Source organism: Planctomycetota bacterium (assembly GCA_035384565.1).
In the GTDB taxonomy this organism is placed as follows: Bacteria; Planctomycetota; PUPC01; order DSUN01; family DSUN01; genus DAOOIT01.
In genome coordinates this window covers 50,982-69,771 of the sequence record DAOOIT010000032.1, presented here as the reverse complement: position 1 = coordinate 69,771, position 18,790 = coordinate 50,982, and the positions used below count along the sequence as shown (strand labels likewise).

At 68.7% G+C, this 18,790-nt stretch carries 19 protein-coding genes and 1 tRNA gene; 4 read left to right on the top strand and 16 right to left on the bottom strand.

Annotated features, from left to right (window positions below):
• The 10 genes from PLE19_13310 to PLE19_13265 all read right to left on the bottom strand — a co-directional run.
• Nucleotides 1-688: amidoligase family protein (locus tag PLE19_13310; protein ID HPD15925.1), on the bottom strand; the 688-nt coding region annotated here is incomplete at its 3' end.
• Nucleotides 689-698: 10 nt separating this feature from the next.
• A complete protein-coding gene (locus tag PLE19_13305) occupies nt 699-905 on the bottom strand; it encodes a hypothetical protein (GenBank protein ID HPD15924.1) in 207 nt (68 codons plus the stop codon).
• Nucleotides 902-1,120 carry a hypothetical protein gene (locus PLE19_13300; protein ID HPD15923.1) on the bottom strand — a complete coding sequence of 73 codons (219 nt, stop codon included), beginning with the start codon at nt 1,118-1,120 and terminating at the stop codon, nt 902-904. Before PLE19_13300 ends, PLE19_13305 begins: the two co-directional genes overlap by 4 nt.
• Nucleotides 1,121-1,670: 550 nt before the next feature.
• Nucleotides 1,671-2,297 carry a hypothetical protein gene (locus PLE19_13295; protein ID HPD15922.1) on the bottom strand — a complete coding sequence of 209 codons (627 nt, stop codon included), beginning with the start codon at nt 2,295-2,297 and terminating at the stop codon, nt 1,671-1,673.
• 15 nt (nt 2,298-2,312) lie between these two features.
• Nucleotides 2,313-3,992: a terminase family protein gene (locus tag PLE19_13290; protein ID HPD15921.1), complete on the bottom strand. Its 1,680-nt coding sequence runs from the start codon at nt 3,990-3,992 to the stop codon at nt 2,313-2,315.
• Complete coding sequence (locus tag PLE19_13285; protein HPD15920.1) at nt 3,973-4,545, bottom strand: hypothetical protein; 573 nt, start codon at nt 4,543-4,545, stop codon at nt 3,973-3,975. Before PLE19_13285 ends, PLE19_13290 begins: the two co-directional genes overlap by 20 nt.
• A gap of 367 nt (nt 4,546-4,912) precedes the next feature.
• Complete coding sequence (gene lexA / locus PLE19_13280) at nt 4,913-5,539, bottom strand: transcriptional repressor LexA (protein ID HPD15919.1); 627 nt, start codon at nt 5,537-5,539, stop codon at nt 4,913-4,915.
• Between the two features lie 189 nt (nt 5,540-5,728).
• Nucleotides 5,729-6,160, bottom strand: coding sequence for a hypothetical protein (locus PLE19_13275; protein ID HPD15918.1), 432 nt, complete (start codon nt 6,158-6,160; stop codon nt 5,729-5,731).
• Nucleotides 6,157-7,470 (bottom strand): recombinase family protein, encoded by a 1,314-nt coding sequence (locus tag PLE19_13270; GenBank protein ID HPD15917.1) that lies wholly within the window; start codon nt 7,468-7,470, stop codon nt 6,157-6,159. The genes PLE19_13275 and PLE19_13270 overlap by 4 nt, the downstream gene beginning before the upstream one ends.
• A 40-nt stretch (nt 7,471-7,510) precedes the next feature.
• Nucleotides 7,511-7,999, bottom strand: coding sequence for a DUF2924 domain-containing protein (locus tag PLE19_13265; GenBank protein HPD15916.1), 489 nt, complete (start codon nt 7,997-7,999; stop codon nt 7,511-7,513).
• Between the two features lie 270 nt (nt 8,000-8,269).
• Between PLE19_13265 and PLE19_13260 the strand changes: the two genes are divergently transcribed.
• Nucleotides 8,270-8,515, top strand: a complete 246-nt coding sequence (locus PLE19_13260) for a hypothetical protein (GenBank protein ID HPD15915.1) — start codon at nt 8,270-8,272, stop codon at nt 8,513-8,515.
• Between the two features lie 71 nt (nt 8,516-8,586).
• Here the strand turns inward: PLE19_13260 and PLE19_13255 are convergent, their stop codons facing one another.
• From PLE19_13255 to PLE19_13235, 5 genes are all read right to left on the bottom strand, one after another.
• Nucleotides 8,587-11,712, bottom strand: coding sequence for an AAA family ATPase (locus tag PLE19_13255; GenBank protein HPD15914.1), 3,126 nt, complete (start codon nt 11,710-11,712; stop codon nt 8,587-8,589).
• Nucleotides 11,709-12,422, bottom strand: a complete 714-nt coding sequence (locus tag PLE19_13250; protein HPD15913.1) for a hypothetical protein — start codon at nt 12,420-12,422, stop codon at nt 11,709-11,711. Before PLE19_13250 ends, PLE19_13255 begins: the two co-directional genes overlap by 4 nt.
• Nucleotides 12,423-12,437: 15 nt before the next feature.
• Nucleotides 12,438-13,004: a hypothetical protein gene (locus PLE19_13245; GenBank protein ID HPD15912.1), complete on the bottom strand. Its 567-nt coding sequence runs from the start codon at nt 13,002-13,004 to the stop codon at nt 12,438-12,440.
• Nucleotides 13,005-13,134: 130 nt separating this feature from the next.
• Nucleotides 13,135-13,491 carry a hypothetical protein gene (locus PLE19_13240; protein ID HPD15911.1) on the bottom strand — a complete coding sequence of 119 codons (357 nt, stop codon included), beginning with the start codon at nt 13,489-13,491 and terminating at the stop codon, nt 13,135-13,137.
• 792 nt (nt 13,492-14,283) lie between these two features.
• Nucleotides 14,284-14,359: transfer RNA gene (locus PLE19_13235), tRNA-Asn, on the bottom strand.
• 168 nt (nt 14,360-14,527) lie between these two features.
• Between PLE19_13235 and PLE19_13230 the strand changes: the two genes are divergently transcribed.
• Both PLE19_13230 and PLE19_13225 read left to right on the top strand, forming a co-directional pair.
• Nucleotides 14,528-15,115: an RNA polymerase sigma factor gene (locus PLE19_13230; GenBank protein ID HPD15910.1), complete on the top strand. Its 588-nt coding sequence runs from the start codon at nt 14,528-14,530 to the stop codon at nt 15,113-15,115.
• Nucleotides 15,112-15,960 carry a FecR domain-containing protein gene (locus PLE19_13225; GenBank protein HPD15909.1) on the top strand — a complete coding sequence of 283 codons (849 nt, stop codon included), beginning with the start codon at nt 15,112-15,114 and terminating at the stop codon, nt 15,958-15,960. The genes PLE19_13230 and PLE19_13225 overlap by 4 nt, the downstream gene beginning before the upstream one ends.
• Nucleotides 15,961-16,091: 131 nt before the next feature.
• Here PLE19_13225 and PLE19_13220 read toward each other — a convergent pair whose 3' ends face one another.
• The gene (locus PLE19_13220; protein ID HPD15908.1) at nt 16,092-17,063 is read right to left on the bottom strand and encodes an extracellular solute-binding protein; all 972 of its coding nucleotides are present in this window, start codon (nt 17,061-17,063) and stop codon (nt 16,092-16,094) included.
• Nucleotides 17,064-17,394: 331 nt separating this feature from the next.
• Here PLE19_13220 and PLE19_13215 point away from each other — a divergent pair, with 331 nt between their 5' ends.
• The gene (locus tag PLE19_13215; protein ID HPD15907.1) at nt 17,395-18,741 is read left to right on the top strand and encodes an alginate export family protein; all 1,347 of its coding nucleotides are present in this window, start codon (nt 17,395-17,397) and stop codon (nt 18,739-18,741) included.
• Nucleotides 18,742-18,790: the final 49 nt, after the last annotated feature.

The following is an 18,790-nucleotide window of genomic DNA, read 5'->3' as shown; positions in this document are numbered from 1 at the left end:
CCACAGAGCCGCGCGCCGCCGCCCAACTGCGCATAATTCGCAACTGCGCATAAGCCCGAATTTCGATGGTGCCTCGGTACCACACGCTGTGGAGGTTCAGGAGGTGGTAGCGAGTCTGGTCGTAGTGGATGGGATGGGTGTTGCGGTAGCCGTACCAGAGGCGGTTGAGCTGGTCCCGGTCCTTCGGCTTCTGGCGCTCGAGGCTGCGGATGAACTCCTCGCGCATCGGCTTGCAGTACTGCTGGAGCCGGGTCCCCCTGAGGCCCAGGGCACGGATGATCAACTCCTCCTGCTTGTAGACAATCTTGGCCAGTCGGACCAACGCGTCCGGGTAGAAGGGCGCGGCATCGATGTGGATGTGGATGCCACAGTTGCCGTCCACCCGCGCGCCGGCGAGGTCGCGGACCGCCCGCACGACCTGCTGGAGTTCGGGGATATCCTGGTAGGTGAGCACGGGGCTGACAACCTCGGCGCGGAGATGGCCCGGCACCGAGGTCAGCGAGCTGTCGGCCACGACCTTCCAGACGCGGCCGCGGGAGTCGGTGACCTCCCAGGGGTCGTAGCTGGAGGGGTAGCCGGTGTGGCGGACGGCACCGCCAACAACGGTGCGGATCGCCTCGGCGACGGCCTGACGGGTCCGCCGGATGGTCTCGATCTCGATCCCGAACTCCAGCTCTCGCAGGTCCATCGCTCGCTCCTCAGGGGTCGAGGCCCAGGTCTTGGGAGGCCCACTCCGCGCCGCAGTCGAGGCAGCGGCGGTGGGCGTGGTAGCCGGCGTCGAACGGCAGAGGCGGCTGCCGCAACGCGGCGCCCTCGCACCTGGGCTGGGCCGTGCATCCCACGTCGCGGTCGCACAGCCACATCTCGATCCGCTTGCCGCCGCACTTCGGGCACGTGGCGATCATTTCGGGTCTCCTGTTTCTGCCCCGCGTCGGAGGGCCTGAGCCAGGAAGAAGCCGCTCATCTTGTAGCCGCACCGCCGGGCCTCGGCCTCGATCAGCCGGCGCACAGCCTGACTCTTCGTGGCGAGGTAGATCTCCGTCAGCCGTTCCCAGGACAGGCGCTGGATGCGGGGCTTCAGTTCTCGGGCGGTCAGGGGTCTGCGTCGCTTGCTCGCCATCTTTAACTCCTGTGCTGGCAACCACTTGCACCGACACCATATAGGCATAGTGTTCCACATCAGTCAACTGGAACCTTCGGCGGAAGTGCATATTCTGCAAGGATTTACGGCTGCGTAAGTCTCAACGGGGCCGCAAGATGGGGCGGGGGCGGGTCGGGGCGGGGAGATTCTGGCGGGGGCCGGCGGCGGGTGGGAGTGTGCGGCGGGCGCGACGGTGCGCGCGCGGCGGCACGGGCGCGGCGGGAACGGCCCAGCAGGGCGTGCGTTCAGCGGCCACCGGGCTTGACGTGGGACAGTGGCGGGGTGTGCTGACGGCCGTGTGGGCCACGGCAACAGCGGCGACAGCTCCTCCGCCTGCTGCTGTTACGTCCCTCTGACCCCGCGCCCCGGCGACGGCGATCCTGTGCCCGTGCCAGCCCACGGCGTGCGCCAGGATCAGCACACGCCGTGGGCATGGACGAGCGCAACCGATGTCAGGCAGGCGGCGGCCAGAGCGGCAGGGCTTTCTTCCTGCGCTGCCGCCAGGCGGAGCGGGGGGCGCGCTCGACGCTCACTTGGCGCGACGCCGCCTGGCCCACGGCCGCTCCAGCACGGGGAGTATCTCCCTGGTTCCGCAGGGCACGATGTCGAGTTCATCCTCCGACCACCAGGCGAAGGGCTCCTGGCGGCTCACGGCACCCGTGTTCAGGCTGTCCACCAGGCGCGTCACCTCGAGGTTGTCGGCCGAGGCCCCGTAGCCGCGGAAGAACACCCTGCCGCAGTGCTTCACGTGGGTGAAGCCCCAGGCCGCGCCGTCGCCCCGGTCCGTGGGGCCGATCACCGCGAGGTTGAACTTCAGGCTCTTGCGCAGCAGCGGCATCTCGTGCTTCTCCAGGGGCAGACGCGCCACGTTGCAGGCCCCCACGAATTCCAGGACGGGCCGAACCTGCGGCCACTCGTCCCGGTCCAGCGAGATGACCTGCCGGGCGAACCGGCTCAGGAGCGCCGTCATGATGCCCTCGCGCGTGCCGATCTCGACGACCGTGTCGAGCCGGAGCGCCCAGAGCTTCTCCATCTGCCGCAGAAGGGCCTGCTGCCCGCCGGCGATGCCAAGCGACGACGCGACCACCTCCTCCCCGATTTCGGGGACCAGGCAGTTGACGAAGCCGTCCAGGATGCGTTGCACGATCTCGTACATGGGTGCAGTCCTTTCTCACCAGAAGATGGGGTCGGTCCACACGGGAACGACGTTCGGCACGATCACCTCGAAGTCGTCGCAGCGCTCCCGCTCGCGGGCGAGCATGGCGCAGCGCACGGCGTCCACGATGTGGTCGTTGCCCTTCGAGTAGACGACGTTGTTGTTGCTGGCGAACGTGTAGCTGTGGGTCGAGAACTGGTCGGCGATCTCCCGGTCGCCCTCGGGCAGGAACAGTTCGCGGCGCTGGAAGGCGCGGTTGATCAGGCTGGTCATGTGCTCCTTCGTGCGCTTCTTGAGCAGGCGCCCGTCCTTCTCGGCGACCGTGACCATGCCGCCGAAGTCGTAGCCGTGGAGCTTCGACCCGAGGCCGAGGGAGCGGAACTTGTCGAGGGTGGTCAGCTCCTGCACGACCGCGAGGCCGTTGCCCCCATTGTCCACGCCGATGCCCATGGGGCAGTAGTAGCGCTCCAGGATGCCGACCGCCACGGCGATGTGGGGATAGGCCACGTGCTCCATGTGGACCCGGAGGACGAGCCGGGCCGGCCGCTTCTCCTCCCCCGGGGTCTCGCGCAGGACGACGAGTTCCGTGGGATCGTTCGTGTAGCCCAGGTCGCCGCCGACCCAGAAGGTGCCGTCCTGGGGCGCGAGGTTGAGGAGCATCTCGAGGCGGTCGAAGGCCTCCTCCTCCGTCTCGCAGGCCGTGAGGGTCTCGCCCAGGACGTGGATGCAGCGGTACTCGGGGATGTCGACGCGGCACAGCTCGAGGAGTTCGGCGTTGAAGGCCCCGTGGGTCGGCTTGCCGTGCTCGCCGGCCACCTCGTGCTGCCAGCCGTCGCTCCCCTTCCCGCCGTAGAACGCGGCGAGGTCCGCCTCGCGCTGGGCGCTCCAGGAGGGGTTGAGCCAGCTCGGCCAGCGGAAGACGCGCCAGTCGCGTGCCTCGGTGAGGTGGTGGTACGTCGTGCCGCGGAGGCCGTTGGGCGTCGAGTAGACGCGGAACACTCCGGCCGCCTTCAGGCACTGGCGGAGCGCGTGCCACGCCTTCTCCGGCAGCCACGCCCCCTCGTCCACCCAGATGCGGTTGACGTGGAGGGACCGGAACGCCTCGCCGTCGGGGCCCGCCGGCCGGAAGTAGAGCACGGAGCCGTTGGTGAACTCGAGGCGGAAGTACGGGTCGCGGGTCGGCTTCTGCCGGCCCTGGGCGTTCGGGGCCACGCTGGCCGCGAGCTGCTCGTTGGCCGCGAGCTGGAACTCGATCTCCTCGATGATCGTGTCGAGGTGGCCCTGCTGGGGCGCGGCGATGAGGCCCAAGCCGCCCTGCGTGGTGAAGGCGAAGTGGAGCACGTCGGTCGTCAACGCGATGGTCTTCCCGCAGTCGCGGCCGTCCAGGTGGACGATCTGGGGGTCCGGCGCCCGGAGGTCCTCGACCTGGTGGGGCCAGTAGCTCCGAGGCGAGCCGTCGCGGTTCCGCAGGTAGAGTTCGCCCCAGGTCACGGGGTCGGCGAGGCGGGCGGCCACGACGCCCTCGTCGTCGGCCAGGGCCCCCCGCGCCCGCACGACCCCGCCGCGGCGTGCCGCCGCGCTCCGTGCCGCGCGCGAGTGCGGGTCGTGCCAGAAGCAGTAGTCGGACCCGGACCGGGCGTCGGCACGGCAGGGGCTGCCGCGGTCCGTGGTGCCTTTACACAGCTTGCGTGCCATGGCTGGCCTCCTTCTCCTGTTCCTCCGGCGCCGGGACGGGCTCGGCCTCCGACTTCTCCGTGCCCGTCTTGGCCGTACCCCCCTTCTCCGCCTCCCTGAGCTTCCCGACGACTGCCGCGGCCCACTCCGCCGGGGTCGTGCCCAGGGGGACGCCGCCCCGCTCGCGGGTGCCCTTCGTGGCCTTGAGGTCCCGCAGGCAGTTGCGCACGATCCGCGCCTGGGCCGCGGCCGCCGCCTCCTTCTCCGCCTTCTGGGCGCGCACGTACTGGAGGAACGCCATCGCGGCCATCTGCGCGGCCACCTCGTCGGACGAGGCGTTCAGCTCGAAGTCCTCGCGCAGCCGCTCGAGGAAGGCGTCGTGGATGCGGCGCTCCTCGCCGTTGAGGACCCGCGCGGCGTAGGCGCCGTGGACGAGGCGGTTGAGGTTGCCCTTCGGCGCGCCGCCACCCGCGCCGTGGTAGCGGCAGACGCTGGAGCCGGCCACGGCCGGCTGGCGGCAGCGCTTGCCGGTGTGTTTGCTCGTCGCCGTGCAACGTTGGACGTCCTCACTCATCGTGCGACCTCCTTCGGCCGTTGGAATTCACCTCCCTCTACATGTTTGTCACGAAATCTGGCCGTTGATTGGCGCGGGAAGACAAAGTGCCACGCCAGATGCCACGCCGATGCCACGCCGCCGGAAGTCGCCACGCGGCGTGGCACACGTGCCCCCCGTGTGGCGGGCCGCGCTCGCGGGCCTGCCTGCCCGCTGCCGCGCGTCGCTTCGCGTCGTTGTGCATCGGCTCGTCTCCTGGCCGAGTGGCCCCACTTCCCGGTCAAGCCAAAAAGAAAGGTCCGCCTTCCTGCAGCCTCAGCGGCTCGGAAGCGGACCTTAAGTCGCCCCGTCGGGCGGTAAAGGCATCTCTGCCCTTTAGGACGGGCTGTCATCCACCCGCGGCCACGGGGTCGCGGAGGCTGAGAACCTTGACGACCTTTCCTCCATAGCGGAAGTCGTGCTCGGAAGGGTCAACAAGCCAGGGCCTGTGCTTGCTGCTGGCAGGCCGAAGCTCGATCTTGCCCCCCACTTTCCGAAGCCGCTTGACGGTGCACTCCTCATCGATCACGGCGACCCCGATCTCGCCGTCCTCGAACACGGGCTGCGGACGAACGACGACGTAGTCGCCGTCGTGGATGCCCGCATCCTCCATGCTGTCGCCTTGGACCTTCAGGCCGTAGATGCCCTCCCGTTCGGGGAGGAGGCTCTCGATGGACAGGTACCCCTCCAGGTTCTCGATGGCCGTGATGGGTGCGCCCGCCGCCACGCGGCCGACGATGGGCAAGCCCGTGACGGCGCGGAGCTCGGGGGACAGGCGAATCCCCCGCGCCGCATGCGCGTGCCGTTCGATGTACCCCTTCTTCTCCAGCGCCGTGAGGTGCCGGCGCACCCCGAACGACGAGGCGATCCAGAATCGCGTGCCGATCTCATCGAGGGTCGGTGGCCGCCCCTTCTCGGCGAGCTGGGCTCTGATGAACTCCAGAACCGCCGCTTGTCTCTCCGTCAGCCGCTCCATCCGTCGCTCCTCCCTCCCAAACACTATGATAGTGCAGTAATCCGCACCTGTCAAGCGCGATTTCGCATGCTCGGCCCCTGTGTGTCGTAAGCTCTGCACTACCCATAGGTTCGGATGCGAGAGGAACTGGCGCGGCGCCCCGAGGCGCCTCTCTCCGCCCTTGCATGCAGTTTGCGCGCTTCCCGCGCGTCAGCGACAAGGAAGGCCTCGTCGCTCGACGAGCTGGCCCCACGCGGCTCTCTGGTGCTCCCAGTCCGCCTGGGCAGCGACCGGCCTAAGGTCGTGTTCCGTGACGGGGTCGCGCCCCTTCTCCACGCGAGGCAGGAACAGAAGGGCCTCCTGGATGTCGGGGGCGAGGCAGAGGAGGTCCATGATCTGGCTCATTCGGGCACGGGTGACCTGGCCCAATCGGGCGAGGGCAGCGTAGTCGGGCGCCTCGCCCCGCCGGACCAGGCCGTCGAAGTGGATCGCGAGGGCAATGAGGCGCGCGACGCGCGGGACATTGCCCGGCTCGGGCGGCGGGACCTCATTCTCCTGCGCTTGATCGTCGGCGGGGGCCAACGACCATTCGAGGCGCTGCGGGAAGGGCATGGCATCCAGAGGGGGTGCGGTCTGGCTCATTGTTCTCCTCGCTCTTCACTTGGGAGGGGGTCGCTGCCGCCATCTCGCAGCACGGCGGCGAGCTGGCCTGACGGGCCATCGTAGTCGATCCGCTCGACGACGCTGGCAACTGCGCGCCGGCGCTCGGCCGGGGAGAGAGTCTCCCAGCCATCGCCGAAGGGCGCGAGGGCCTCGATGCGGCTTGCGCCTGGGGCGGCGAGCAGGCCTCGCAACTGCTCGGCTACTGACGCCTCGATCTTCTCGGCGGATACGGACTTCGTTGGGCAGGCGGCCCAGCCGCGCTTCTGGGCCGTCTGGCAGACGTAGTAGCGGTGCCGCCGCGTCCCGCGGGCCGCGACCGAGTGCGTCATGGCCTTCCCACAGGGCCGGCAGTGGAGCAGACCCTGGAGGAGTGGTGTCGGCCCGGGGCGCCTGTGGCGTGTGCCGTTCCGCCCGTTGCGGCGTAGCAGCTCCTGAGCCGTCCGCCAGGTGATCTCGTCCACAAGGGCCTCGTGCTCGCCGGGATGAAGGGAGCCGTTCGAGCGGACCTGGCCGATGTAGAGGGGGTTCGTCAGCAGCTTCTGCACGGTTGTCTTGGTGAACGGCCCGCCACCGTGTACCCTGCCCTCGCGGGTGGTGTATCGCTTGTTGCACCACCCCAGACGCTCCAGTTCCTGGACGACGGGAAGCAGCCCTCGGCGCTCGAGGTAGAGGGCGAAGATGGCCCTCACTCGTTCCGCTTCCTCCGTGTTCACGAGCAGCCGGCCGCCCTCGGGCGCTACGTCGTAGCCGAGGACCGGCACGCCGCCCGTCCACTTGCCCTTGCGGCGCGCGGCTGACATCTTGTCCCGCGTCCGCTCGGCGATGATCTCGCGCTCGAACTGGGCGAACGAGAGGAGGACGTTCAGCAGCAGCCGGCCCACCGACGTGGCGGTGTTGAACTGCTGGGTGACGGACACGAAGCTGACGCCGTGCGCGTCGAAGGTCCCCATCAGCCGCGCGAAGTCGAGGAGCGAACGGCTCAGGCGATCCACTTTGTACGTGACGACGCACTCGACGCGGCCCGCCTCGATGTCCGCCAGTAGCCTCTGGAGCGCCGGGCGGTCCACGTTCGCTCCCGTGTAGCCGCCGTCGTCGTAGCGGTCGGGCAGCAAGGTCCACCCTTCCGAGCGCTGGCTCGCGATGTACGCCTCCGCCGCCTCGCGTTGGGCGTCGAGCGAGTTGAAGTCCTGATCGAGGCCTTCGTCCGTGGACTTCCGCGTGTACACCGCGCAGCGGATCTCCTGTCGCTCGCGGCTCCCCTGTCCCGCTCCTGGTCTTCCGTTTGGCATGATTTTTGTTGCTCCTTCCTGTTCCTTGTGGGCGCTGGACTCAGGCCAGCTCGAAGAACCGGTATCCGTTCCACCGCGTGCCCGCGGCCTCGCAGGCGATGGTGCTCAGCGAGGCATAGCGGCGGCCCTGGTACTCGAAGCCGTCCTCGAGCACCCGCGCGGCGATGGTCATCCCTCGGAACTCGCGGACGAGCAGTTCGCCGACCGGCGGGAGCCGGGGATCGCGTCGGGGTCGTGACGCATCGGCGCGGTCGTGGGGTTGTGCGCCCCTCGCCTGCCGCCGGCGGCTCGGCCCCGGCGCCCGAACCCGCAGATCCGCCTCGTCGGCCAGCTCCTCGGCACGGCGCCGTGCCCGCTCCGACAGGCCGCCCATCGCCCGCGCCTGGAGCCGCCACGCGATCCGCTTCCGCAGGAACGCGGCGTTGCCCGAGCGCGAGCGCTCGCCGAACGCCTCCACGTACTTCGCCTTGAGCGCCGGCGTCCCCAGCGCCGCCAGGCCTTCAATCTCCTCTCGCAACGCAGCATCCATCGCAGCCTCCTTCTATTCAGCCCCGCCCGCCGCGGAGGGCCGCCTCTCTGGCGGCCCCGCCGCCACGGCGGCCGGCACATGAGGGCATCTGTCGCTCAGGTTATCAAGGCCAAGAACGAGTTCCCGAAGCCCGTTCCGCCGGCCGCCGAACTCGCCCCTCAGGCTTGCCATCACAGGGCATGGTCTGGTAACCCGCTCCCTATCCGGGATGGCACTGGGCGGTTGGTGTCCAGCCATCTCACAGCCTTTGATGCAGGAAAGGAGTGCTCCATGGGAGCGTCTGGTGCACCCATCGCCGGCATGGCCGGCGACGATGTGGAGGCCCGTGCCGCTGTGCTGATCGGCGAGTTCAGCCAGCACTTCAAGGAGTACGTCGCGCACGACCCCAGCGCGCGCAACCAATATGACAGGATCTTTCAGAGCTGGGCCATCCAGAAGATCGCGGGCCTCCAGTTGTGCGTCGAGCAACTCGGTCTATGGATCAATGCCCACGCACAGGGGCACGCGCAGCCCTGAGGGCCGGTTCGTCACCCCTTGACTGTGGTCGCGGCGCCGCGGCGACCAGTTGGCGCGCGGGCAGGTCCAGCTCAGTCGGAGCTTTGTGCAATGACCGAGGCAAGCGCCGCGGAGCGAGCGGGTCTTGCCCTGCAGATGGCGTGGTGGAAGTGGCCAAGGCGAACCCGTACGGTATCGACGGGGAATGCTTGGGCGATGGCCCCTTTGACCGCCAGCAGCCCCGCCTCGTTGACCACGTGTTCCACTTGAGCCCCTGTGAAGCCCGCTGTCCGAGCTGCGAGGGCGTCGGGGCGGACGTCCTCGGCCACCGGCATGCGGGCGAGGAGCTTGGCGAAGAGGGCCGCCCGGCCCTCGGCGTTCGGCGGGCCGAGGCAGACCTTGCGGTCAACGCGGCCGGGGCGGAGGATGGCGGGGTCAATGTCCTCGGGCCGGTTCGTGGTGCCGATGACGAGGACGCGGCCGCGGTCCTCGATGCCATCGAGGAGGACGAGGAGTTGGGAGACGAGTTCTCGCAGATGCCGGGCGTCCGCCGCGTCGCGGGCGCCGGCGATGGCGTCGAGTTCATCCATTAGGACGACCGATGGGGCCAAGCGGGCGGCGCGCTGGAACACGTCTCTCAGGCGCTGCTCCCCCTCGCCGGCCCATTTGCTCAGGACCTCAGGGCCGGAGATGACCTCGATGTGGGCGCCCGATTCCCCCGCCACGGCCCGTGCCAGCAGCGTCTTGCCATTGCCCGGTGGCCCCCAGAGGAGGATGCCTCGGCCGGGGCGGACGCCGACGCGCTGGAAGAGTTCCGGGTGCTTGAGAGGAAGCTCGGCGTAGGCGCGGACCGCTTCCACGGCGGCGTCCTGGCCGCACACGTCGGCGTACCGGGCCGCTGGGATGCTCCGATGCGGCCCAGGCACCAGCGCGGGCGAGAGATTCGCCCCCTGGCCGTTCTGGGCCGCTGCGTGGCCGGCTGTCGCCGGGCGCAAGAAGAGGGACCCTGCCTCGGGCTGGAGACTTACGTCGTAGGGCAGCCGGCGGGCGGCCTTGGGGAAGACCCAGGCCGGCTTCCTGGTATCAATGGCGTAGCCCAAGGTCCACTGCGCCGGGTCGGCGGCGGGGTCGAGGGCCTCGGGCAGGTCGCGGATGCGCTGCACCGTGTGCTCGCGGTCGAAGAAGGGGCAGATGGCGAGCGACTCGTTGAGCCGCGTATCGAGCTGGGCGAGGAGGGCCGGCTTGTCCAAGGTCACCACCTTCGCATCGAAGCTGCCCACGGCGTACCAGGCGGGATGGTCCCGCGGGATGCCGGGGAAGCCTTGAGACGCCGTGAACCGAAGCTGCTGGCAGCCGAGGGCGAAGCAGGCTCGGCAAGGGTTCGCCCCCTCTGTCGCCTGCTTCCTCTGCTGGCGCCAGCACGAGGCGATGTCGGCGATGGCGTTGAGGACGCCTTGCACGTCGTGGAAGGCCAGCGGCTCGCCGTTGACGCTGATCTCGGCGCTGCTCCAGCGCGAGATGACGCGGTAAAGGCTCTCGAGGCGGCGGACGTTCTCGACGAGCGCCTCCTGCCGAACGGACAAGCTGTAATGCCTCGGCCGGCCCTTCTCGTCGCTCTCGACGGTGAGGCTGCCCGCGTCGGCCAGAGCCTTCATCCGCCGCACGGCGACATGGAAGTTCACCGACGAGGTCCGGGCGAAGGAGACCGTCAGACCCAGACGGAAGCCGTCGCTCCCGTGGCACGAGGCGGGCAGGGGAGAGGAGTCCATTGTGGCCGTGCGGCAGACCCATCCCTGGGTGACGTGCTCCTTGAGCCAAACATCAGCAAGGGCGTGGATGCGCTCGACGGTGGAAGCGACGCGGAGGTCCGTGCGAAGCGGCTGCTGCCGGCCCGGGGCGAAGTCGGTGAAGAAGGCCACAAAGGGCGGGTACAGGGGATCGACCGTGTCCTTGTTCGTCTTCCAGAGGACAGCCTTGCGGACAGAGAGGGCGCCGCGCTCGCGCTTGGTGAACACCTCGCGACGGAGAAGCTGAGAGCGGGGAAGCTCGACGGCCTGCGCGCCGCCGATGTCCTCGACCGCCACGAGGTCCGTCACCTGGCTCCAGCGGACGCCGTCGGTGTCCACGGCCTTGTCGTCGCGGAGCCGGCGGAAGACGGCATGCATCATGCTCGCCGCCGGCAGAGGTCGGAGCGCTTCCCAGGGCGGGGCGCTACCGGGCGTGTGCCGCATTGCCATCCGCCGCACGTGTTCGCCGCTCGCCCTCAAGGTCAGGAGGTCATTGCACTTGGCCTCGACGACCACCTCGGGCCGCACGAAGCGGAAGAGCGCGCCGGCACGCGACGCGGCGAGGTGGGACGATTCGACGATGAGAGGTCGAAGCCGCTCGGCCAATTCCAGTCGGTCGGCCTCAGCGAACCCCGTGTCCACCCGGCCGAGAAGCTGGAACACTCCGTCAGGCCGCAGCAGTGCGAGCAACAGTTCCGCCACGCCGCCCCTGGCGCGTTCCGTGAAGCCCACAACCGCCGCGTCGATGGTGATCTCCGGCTTGACCTTGATGATCTGCCCATCGGCGCAGCGGATGACTAGGCCCTCGTGGCCCTCGCAAGTGACCAAGCGGTCGTAGGTCTCAAGCAGCTCGCGTGAGTCGGTGACCTGTCCAAAGGGCACGCAACGGCAGAGCTGTCCGCCATCAAGCAGAGAGGCGAGCCGCTCCGCTCGTCCGACGAATGGTATGCGTTGTGCGTCCTCGCCGCCATCATCGAGCAGGTCGAAGGCCCCGAAGCCGAGGTGATCGACGGGGGCGCTGGGGCCACCGCCCAAGGCCGCGGCGAGGTCGTGGACGCGCGGCCGGCGGGCTGAGCCATTGGCGTAGAGTTCGCCGGCCAGGAGCAGGTCGCGTCCCGCCAGGAGGCGACTAGCCTCTGCCGTGGCCGGCACGTCGCCGATGACCCTCCCACTGGGCGACAGCAACCACGCCTCGCCGCCGGCGACGCGCAGGAACCACGTCTCGCCATCCAGCTTTGGGGAGACGAGGTAGGGACCCGGCGGGAGCGCCGTGGCGAGATCGGCGGGCGAGATGCTGCGGTAGCGGCCGGCGACCTGTCTCTTGTAGGCGGCGAGGCGCTGTGCCAGCGCCCGGTCGGCGATGCTGCCCTGGGGCGCGATCCGCCCCGCCGTCCCAAGCGGCTGCCAGCGGGCCTGCTCCTGGGCGATCATGGGGTCACCTCCTCAGGCATCGTCAGTTCGAGGTTCGTCAGGTGAAGGACGAGCAGGTAGCAGTCCCCGTCCACCCGGCCCTCCAGGAACCCGCGATGGGGAACGCCGTTCCGTTCGAGGAGGATCGGGTCCCGTCCGCCCGGCCCCGCTCCAATCAGGGCCAGGGCATCCGCCTGGTCAAGCTCCCGCGCCATCCCGAACAGGAAGTCGTACGTCAGACCGTCCACGTGACGAAGCTGAAGGGCGCGGGTGTAGGCGAAGCGCCGCGCCGCCTGCGAGCGGGGGAGCATCCTGCCCGTCCAGACCAGACCCGCGTCACCATCCACATTGGCCGGCGTGTCCGCCGGCAGGCGGCGTTCCAACTCGATGCCATCGCGGTTGTACACAATCTCGATCTCCGCCGCCGCATAGAGGACGTTGCCATCGGGATCGAGGAGCACGTGGTCGGTCGGGCCTGTCCGTCGGCCCGTCGCCTCGATGTCGATCTCGGGGTCCTCCTCGATCAGCAACTCGGCAAGCTCCACATCGTCGGGGCAGCGGTGACGGAGCACCCCGTAGCTCCTCGACATCGGCGCCTTAATGAACCGGGCTGCCTCGACGGCTCGCCCGTCGAGCGCCTGGAGCGTCGGCCGGCCGCGGCGATGGGCAGGCTCCATCCGCACCCGCGCATCGCGGCCGCGGCTGTCACGAATCCGAATCCAACGCGACATCATCTGTCTCCTGCATCAGAGCCTGGCGAAGTCGAGGCCGTCCCAGGCCCCATCGCTCTCGGGGATCGACAGGTCCGCCTGGTCGGGACCCACGAAGCGGAAGCCGCTCGGCTCCCCTATCATGAGGAAGTAGCCGGCGGCGTTCTTCACGAGGAAGCGTACCTCGCCGCCATCGTCCCCGCCCTCCAGGCGGCAGATGCCCGTGGCGGCGAGACGCCTATCAAGCTGCGCCGACACCGCGACGGGCACCAGGCCATAGACCCGGCGAACGACACAATCGAGAAGGTCAGCTGCCTTTGCGACCTGCGGCTCGGGAGCCGATGCCGCGCCCTGGCCTCGCTGCGCCGCGCGCAACTCGCCGCGCTCGACGGCGTCCCCGCGATCATCCAGGTATAGCGTGGCTGTCGTGCCTGGCGGCAACAGGAATCGGCCGTCGCGGGTCAGGGCGGCAGCCTTGCACTCTCGGCCCTCGCAATCCACCGGCACCCGCCGCCTCGTGCCGTACAGGGTCGCCCGGCTCAGCTTGCGGACGGCGAAGCTGCTGGTCGTCCCCTCGCAGGCTACCTCAAGCGTTCGTTCCATGGTCAATCCTCCATCGGCGGGCGGCCCAAGTGCCGCCGCAGCCTTGTCTCACATACATCCTCGTTCGCGGGGGAATATCAAGGCGCAAGTGAGGAATTCAGCGGGAATTCTGTGCCGACAGATGGGGGCGTCACCTGGGACGCCGGCGGGGCTTCTTCTCCGCCCGGTCGTAGCCGCGCAAAAGGATGATGGCCAGCTCGGAGCACTCCTTCAGGAGGGTCCGGAGGCGGCGGGCCTCCGTCACCCACCCTCTGACCTCCTCCACCCGGCCCGCCGGCACGTAGACCGATTGCGTCCGCCCGCCCTCCTTGAATGTCAGGCGGTGGCTGATGTGCTTCTCGCCCCGATAGCAGCGGCAGCCGTACCGCCCACAGGTGCGGCGGCTCTCTGTCAGGCTTGCGGCCATGACCGGGCCGCGGGCCCGGAGTTCTCGCAGCCGAGTGTCGAGCAGGCGGCGAATCCGGATGGGATCCTCGGCAGTGGCCATGAGGCACCTCGCGGCGGGGGTGTGAGGAACTGCGCCATGCGATCCGAGGCGCCATCTTACGCCCTGGATCGCGCGCGGTCAAGACGGCGCGTTCGCGATCTGAGGACACCGAGGCGCCTCAGATCGCGCAAGGCGGGCTCTGCGATCTGAGGAAACCTCTGCGCATCAGATCGCGGCCGCGAGCGGCCCTCCGAATATCCTCCGGGGCCTCTCGGCCCCCTTACCTGGATTGGCGGGCCCCCTTACCTGGGGGCCTCCGGGGACCTTACCACCCCCCCTTTTTTCGACCTTAGCTGAAAACCGTCTCCCGGCCGCGCCGGAGAGGCGTTTTCCGTTTCCGCGCCGCGCACGCGAGCAGCGGCCGGCGAAGGCGCGAAGGAAGGCGACCTGAAGCATAGTTAACCTTCCTTCCGCAGCCGGCGACGGCTACGGAACATCTGCCACGCCAATGACGTACGCCGCTGACCAGAGGATGGTCTCAAGCCCGAACCCAGGCCCGGAACGCGGACCCCGCGGCGGGAGGAAGGCTGGTTCAACCAGGCTTCCGATGCGTCTCCAGACGCCAGTCTCGGAGACTGTTGACAGCCGGAGAATCGGGAGGGGGCCCGAGGCCCCCATGGGGTTGAACCATGGATTTTGTTTTGGGGCTCTTGGTAGGTCAGGAGAATGCCGGGCGATGAGGCGCGCGGCGTAAGTGGCGAGCCGGGGCGGACATGGAAGGAGCCGCTGCCGACGATGCTCAGCAACGGCTCCAGTCAACCAATGCGGAGAAACCCGCAGACCGAAAAATCGTGGCTCCCCGACGAGGACTCGAACCTCGAACCTAGTGGTTAACAGCCACCCGCTCTACCGATTGAGCTATCGGGGAACGTGGAATCCGTGACTCCTCATGCTTATACCAGGACGGGGCGCGATTGTCAAGCTTGACTGCTCTCCTTCGGCAGGATAGGATGCCCTGCGCCCCAGAGAGGACTCCGCGGGCGCCAGTGAGAAGTTCAGTCACGGTAGGACGCCGTGCAACGAAGGATACGATGACGTGGGTCCATCACGGCAGGAGAAACCCGAGTCAGGCTCGAAGCCTGAACTACCCGATGAGACCCTGGCACGCAGGTGTCTCGATGGCGATGGGGCGGCTTTCGAGACGCTCGCTCGGCGCTTTCAGAACAGGTTGTTCACCTTCGCACTCCGAATGACAGGGGACGTCCAGGAGGCGGAGGATCTGACGCAGGAGACGCTGTTCAGGGTGTTCGAGTCCTTGGGCCGATTCGACCCGGGGCTGTCGTTCGCACCATGGGTCTTCGGTATCGCGGCGCACGTGTGCCGGGACTGGCTGCGGCGGCAGGGACGTCGGTGTGAGTCGCCATCGGAGGCTGTGGAGCAGGCCCACACGACGGCGACGCCCCGCGATGAGGCGGGGGCGAACGAGGAGCGTGAGCGGGTGCTGCGCGCTGTGAGACGTCTGCCACGCAAGTATCGAGAGGTGATTGTGTTGCACTACCTCGAGGAGATGGGGTACGATGAGGTGGCCGCGAGCCTGGGTATTCGGCCGGAGGCGGCGCGCCGACGCGCGCTGCGTGCCCGCGAGATGCTGCGAGACTATCTGGGCGGGGGGGAATCGGCATGAACCGTGAGTGCCGCAGAATCCGGGTGAGCTTTCTGGCGCTGGAGGAGGGGACTCTGTGGTCGGATGAGGTGGAGGAGGTCCAGACGCATCTGGGCGGCTGTGAGGGGTGTCGGCGGGCGTGGGAAGCTTGGCGGGGGGATGATCGCGCGTTGCGTTCGGCTCTCGCTTTGGTGGAGGCGCCGCGTGATCTGTCGTGCGCGGTGGTTGCGCGGTTGCGAGGCGCCCGGAGGCCCCAACGTTCGATGGGGCGGCCCAGTGTGTTGCTGCGCTGGGGGCTGGCGGCGGCGGCTGCGGTGCTGCTCGTGGCGGGTGCGTTCGCGCTGTTGAGCAAGCGCTATGTGCAGGTGGGCCGCGTGGCGGCCCTGGAAGGGCAACCGATGGCCCGCCAGAGGGGGGCGCGGCGCGCGTCGCTGGTTCAGATTGGCTCGCCGGTCTATGACGGCGATGTGTTGATCGCGGGCAAGGGCAGTCGGTTGACGCTGGAGGTGGACGATGGTTCGTTGCTTGACGTCCATCCCCAGACCGAGGCTCAACTGCACGGGGGCGCGTCGGGGGCGGCCTGCGCGCGGCACTTCCGCCATGTGTGCCTGCATGAGGGCGAGGTGGAGTTCGATGTGCGGAGCACCAATCGGTTCCAGGGGGTGGGGACGCCGTTTGGGTCGGTCTATGTTCGTGGCACCAAGTTCAAAGTGACCTATGAATCGGGCGTTCGCACGACGCTGGAGGTGACGGAGGGGGAGGTGACGTTCAGTTCGGAGCGTGGCGAGGTGACCGCAGGCCCCGGCTCTGTGTGGGCGATTGACGGCCCTCTGAGCCTGCCCAGGCTGGTGCGGCCGGGGCCGTAGCTCGGGGCGACATGGCGGTGGGCAGGGGTTCGGCCCCAAGGACGTGGTGGGCCGGCCCCTGACAGGGCCTCATCGGGAGGAATGAGGGCGCAGGCAAGGCGTCGCACGGCCGAACCGGCGGCCAGGGCCGGCTACTTCTCAGGCACAGTGATGTCGGCGAGGAACTCAGGCGTTCTGCACCACCTGGGCACGCGGGCGGGCCGGAGGGGGTTGAAGCCGGAACGCTGGAGAAGCTCCTGGCCGGTGGGCGAGAGCACGTAGCGGACGAACTCCCGTGCCAGCTCGGGATGGCGCGACTTCTTCGGCACGATGATGCCACAGGCGATGTAGGTGCCCTGGAGGGTCTCGCGCCCGCCGTGGTAGTCGGGCACGGTGATTTCCGCCTGGGCGTACTCGCCGGCGTGGGCGGGGTCGCCGAGGTTGATCTCCTTCGGCAGGGGGGTGAAACTCAGCCTGTGGCCCACCGCATGCGTCTTGTAGACGAATGCGTAGTCCACGCGTGCGGGCACGAGTAGGTCGGAGATGAGGCGGGTGGCGTCGAGGGCGATGAACTCCTCGGGGCACTTGGCGATGAGTTGCTGTGCGAGGGGGCGCGGTTGGCTCTGGGAGGTGGCGTAGTGCTTCTCCGCGAGGAGCCAGGTGAGACGGGTCCAGTAACCGCAGGGGTCTTGCGTGGGATTGGCGATGCCGAACTGGATGTCGGGTTTGAGCAGGATTTCGTACCAGTTGTCGGCGTTGATCTCGGCGCGCCGCCGGCTCGAGTTGTGGTTTGCGAGCACGATTTCATTGGCGGCGAACTTGGCGACCCAGTCGGCAACGTCGGGGTGGAGCACCTTCTCGATGAGTCGGCAGTCGGCGAGGGCGGCCACGTCGGCCTCGTGGTCGGGGAGCAGCCGCGTGACGAGCACGTCGCCGTGGAGGTTGAGGGCGATCCGGCAGTCGGGGCGCAGATGCTCGAACTTGGCCTTCAACTCGCGGAGGCTGGCGGCCAACGTGTCGGCGGCCCACACGTGCAGGGTCACCCGCTCCTCCGTGCCGCAGCCTGCGAGTGAGATCAGCAGAAGGCACATCCAGGCCCACGGCCGGCGTCGAGGGCTCTGCACCACGGTTCCTCCATCGCCACATCCCACATTCAGAGTAGCACAGCCACGGCGGCGGACGCAAGACGAGGCGGCGCGCAAGGCACGGTCGTGCGGCGCTGTGGTGGCGGGGAACGGGGAGCGTCATTTGACAGCGAGCCGGCGAAGCGGTGTACTGATCGCGTGCATGCTGCCTGAGCGGAGGGGCCGCGTCGCCAGGGAGAAGTGTCACGCCGAAGGACGTTCTGTCGAAGACACATTCGGCCTCCGCGGCAACGGACCCTTCGTGCCGCGGCGGCCGCAACGTGGCGTCAGCCAGCAGTTCCTGCACCAGGCATAGGCGTGGGAGAACGCCGTGGGGTTGGGTCGGGCATTGCCGGTCCTGCTCGTGTGGTCCTGTGTTGCCCAGGGCGCCGAGGCACCTTCCCCCGAGGGCGGGAAGCCGGGTGCGAAGGCCGAGCCGGACTTCCTCGACCGGCTGAAGACGGTGAAGGCAGGCGACATCGTGTTCCGGTTCGCCGCCGAGGAGCGCATCCGCTTCGAGCGCTGGAACAACGAGGACCTGGACGATCACAAGGACGACCGCGACCGCCGCCTGTTCGCCCGCACGCGCCTGAAGATGGACACGGTGTTCAGCGACTGGCTTCAGACGCGCGTGGAGCTGGTGGACGGGCGCGAATGGATGTCGGAGCGCGACCCTCGCAGCCAGAACGACGACCTCGATCTGCACCAGGCCTACGTGGAGCTGGGCGGCAAGCCAGTGATGGTGCGCCTGGGGCGGCAGGAGATTGACCTGGGCTCGCGGCGCCTCGTAGCCGCGCCCACCTGGAACAACATCCTCCGCTCGTTCGACGCCGTGCGCGCGACGTACACGAGCGACGCGGTGGAGGTCCACGCCTTCTGCGGCAGCGTGGTGGTGGGCGAGGACGACCACTTCAACGAGCACCGCCACGACGAGCGCTTCTCGGGCCTCTACGCCACCCTCAAACCCGTGCCCGACCACAAGCTCGACCTCTACGTCTTCCGCCTCCACACGTGGAACCCCGGCTACTATGTGACCGGCGAGGACAAGGTGAAGGGCGAGCACAAGCGGTACACCTACGGAGCCCGCCTCCACGGCAACCTCGCGAAGCGGTGGACCTATGAGGTCGAGGGCGCCGTCCAGCGCGGGCATTACGCGAATGACCCGATCCGCGCCTGGGCCTTCTACGGCACCACCACTTACACCTTCGACCTCCCGTGGCAGCCGGCCATCCAGCCCGTCCTGGTGTGCGCCTCGGGCGACAAGGACCCCACCGACGGTAGGCACGGCACCTTCGACCCGCTCTACGCCTCTACCCACGATATGTTCGGCGGGATCATGGACCGTGTGACTTGGATGAACGTGCGCTCGGCGGGCGTGCGCCTGCGGGCGAAGCCCACCGCGAAGCTCACCGTGGGCGTCGAGGCCCACCGCTACTGGCTGGCCGAGGAGAAGGACGCCTGGTACACCACGGGCAAGAAAGCCGCGCGGCGCGACAAGGCCGGCAAGTCGGGCGACGACATCGGCTGCGAGATCGGCTGCTGTGCGAAGTACGCCGTGAACAAGCGACTTGAGGTGGAGGGCGGCGTCGCGCGCTTCTTCCCCGGCGCCTTCGCCGACCGCACCGGGCCGAGCGACACCGCCGAGTTCTGCTACCTGATGACCGTGCTGAAGTTCTGAGGGGTGGCCCCTGCCTGTTGTGACGGGCGCGACGTGCGCCTCGCGCGTG

What these genes read in the sequence shown, in the direction of transcription:
- PLE19_13305 (HPD15924.1), bottom strand. Translation starts at nt 905, where the DNA reads ATGATCGCCACGTGCCCGAAGTGCGGCGGCAAGCGGATCGAGATGTGG.
- PLE19_13300 (HPD15923.1), bottom strand. Translation starts at nt 1,120, where the DNA reads ATGGCGAGCAAGCGACGCAGACCCCTGACCGCCCGAGAACTGAAGCCC.
- PLE19_13295 (HPD15922.1), bottom strand. Translation starts at nt 2,297, where the DNA reads ATGTACGAGATCGTGCAACGCATCCTGGACGGCTTCGTCAACTGCCTG.
- PLE19_13290 (HPD15921.1), bottom strand. Translation starts at nt 3,992, where the DNA reads ATGGCACGCAAGCTGTGTAAAGGCACCACGGACCGCGGCAGCCCCTGC.
- PLE19_13285 (HPD15920.1), bottom strand. Translation starts at nt 4,545, where the DNA reads ATGAGTGAGGACGTCCAACGTTGCACGGCGACGAGCAAACACACCGGC.
- lexA (HPD15919.1), bottom strand. Translation starts at nt 5,539, where the DNA reads ATGGAGCGGCTGACGGAGAGACAAGCGGCGGTTCTGGAGTTCATCAGA.
- PLE19_13275 (HPD15918.1), bottom strand. Translation starts at nt 6,160, where the DNA reads ATGAGCCAGACCGCACCCCCTCTGGATGCCATGCCCTTCCCGCAGCGC.
- PLE19_13270 (HPD15917.1), bottom strand. Translation starts at nt 7,470, where the DNA reads ATGCCAAACGGAAGACCAGGAGCGGGACAGGGGAGCCGCGAGCGACAG.
- PLE19_13265 (HPD15916.1), bottom strand. Translation starts at nt 7,999, where the DNA reads ATGGATGCTGCGTTGCGAGAGGAGATTGAAGGCCTGGCGGCGCTGGGG.
- PLE19_13260 (HPD15915.1), top strand. Translation starts at nt 8,270, where the DNA reads ATGGGAGCGTCTGGTGCACCCATCGCCGGCATGGCCGGCGACGATGTG.
- PLE19_13255 (HPD15914.1), bottom strand. Translation starts at nt 11,712, where the DNA reads ATGATCGCCCAGGAGCAGGCCCGCTGGCAGCCGCTTGGGACGGCGGGG.
- PLE19_13250 (HPD15913.1), bottom strand. Translation starts at nt 12,422, where the DNA reads ATGTCGCGTTGGATTCGGATTCGTGACAGCCGCGGCCGCGATGCGCGG.
- PLE19_13245 (HPD15912.1), bottom strand. Translation starts at nt 13,004, where the DNA reads ATGGAACGAACGCTTGAGGTAGCCTGCGAGGGGACGACCAGCAGCTTC.
- PLE19_13240 (HPD15911.1), bottom strand. Translation starts at nt 13,491, where the DNA reads ATGGCCACTGCCGAGGATCCCATCCGGATTCGCCGCCTGCTCGACACT.
- PLE19_13225 (HPD15909.1), top strand. Translation starts at nt 15,112, where the DNA reads ATGAACCGTGAGTGCCGCAGAATCCGGGTGAGCTTTCTGGCGCTGGAG.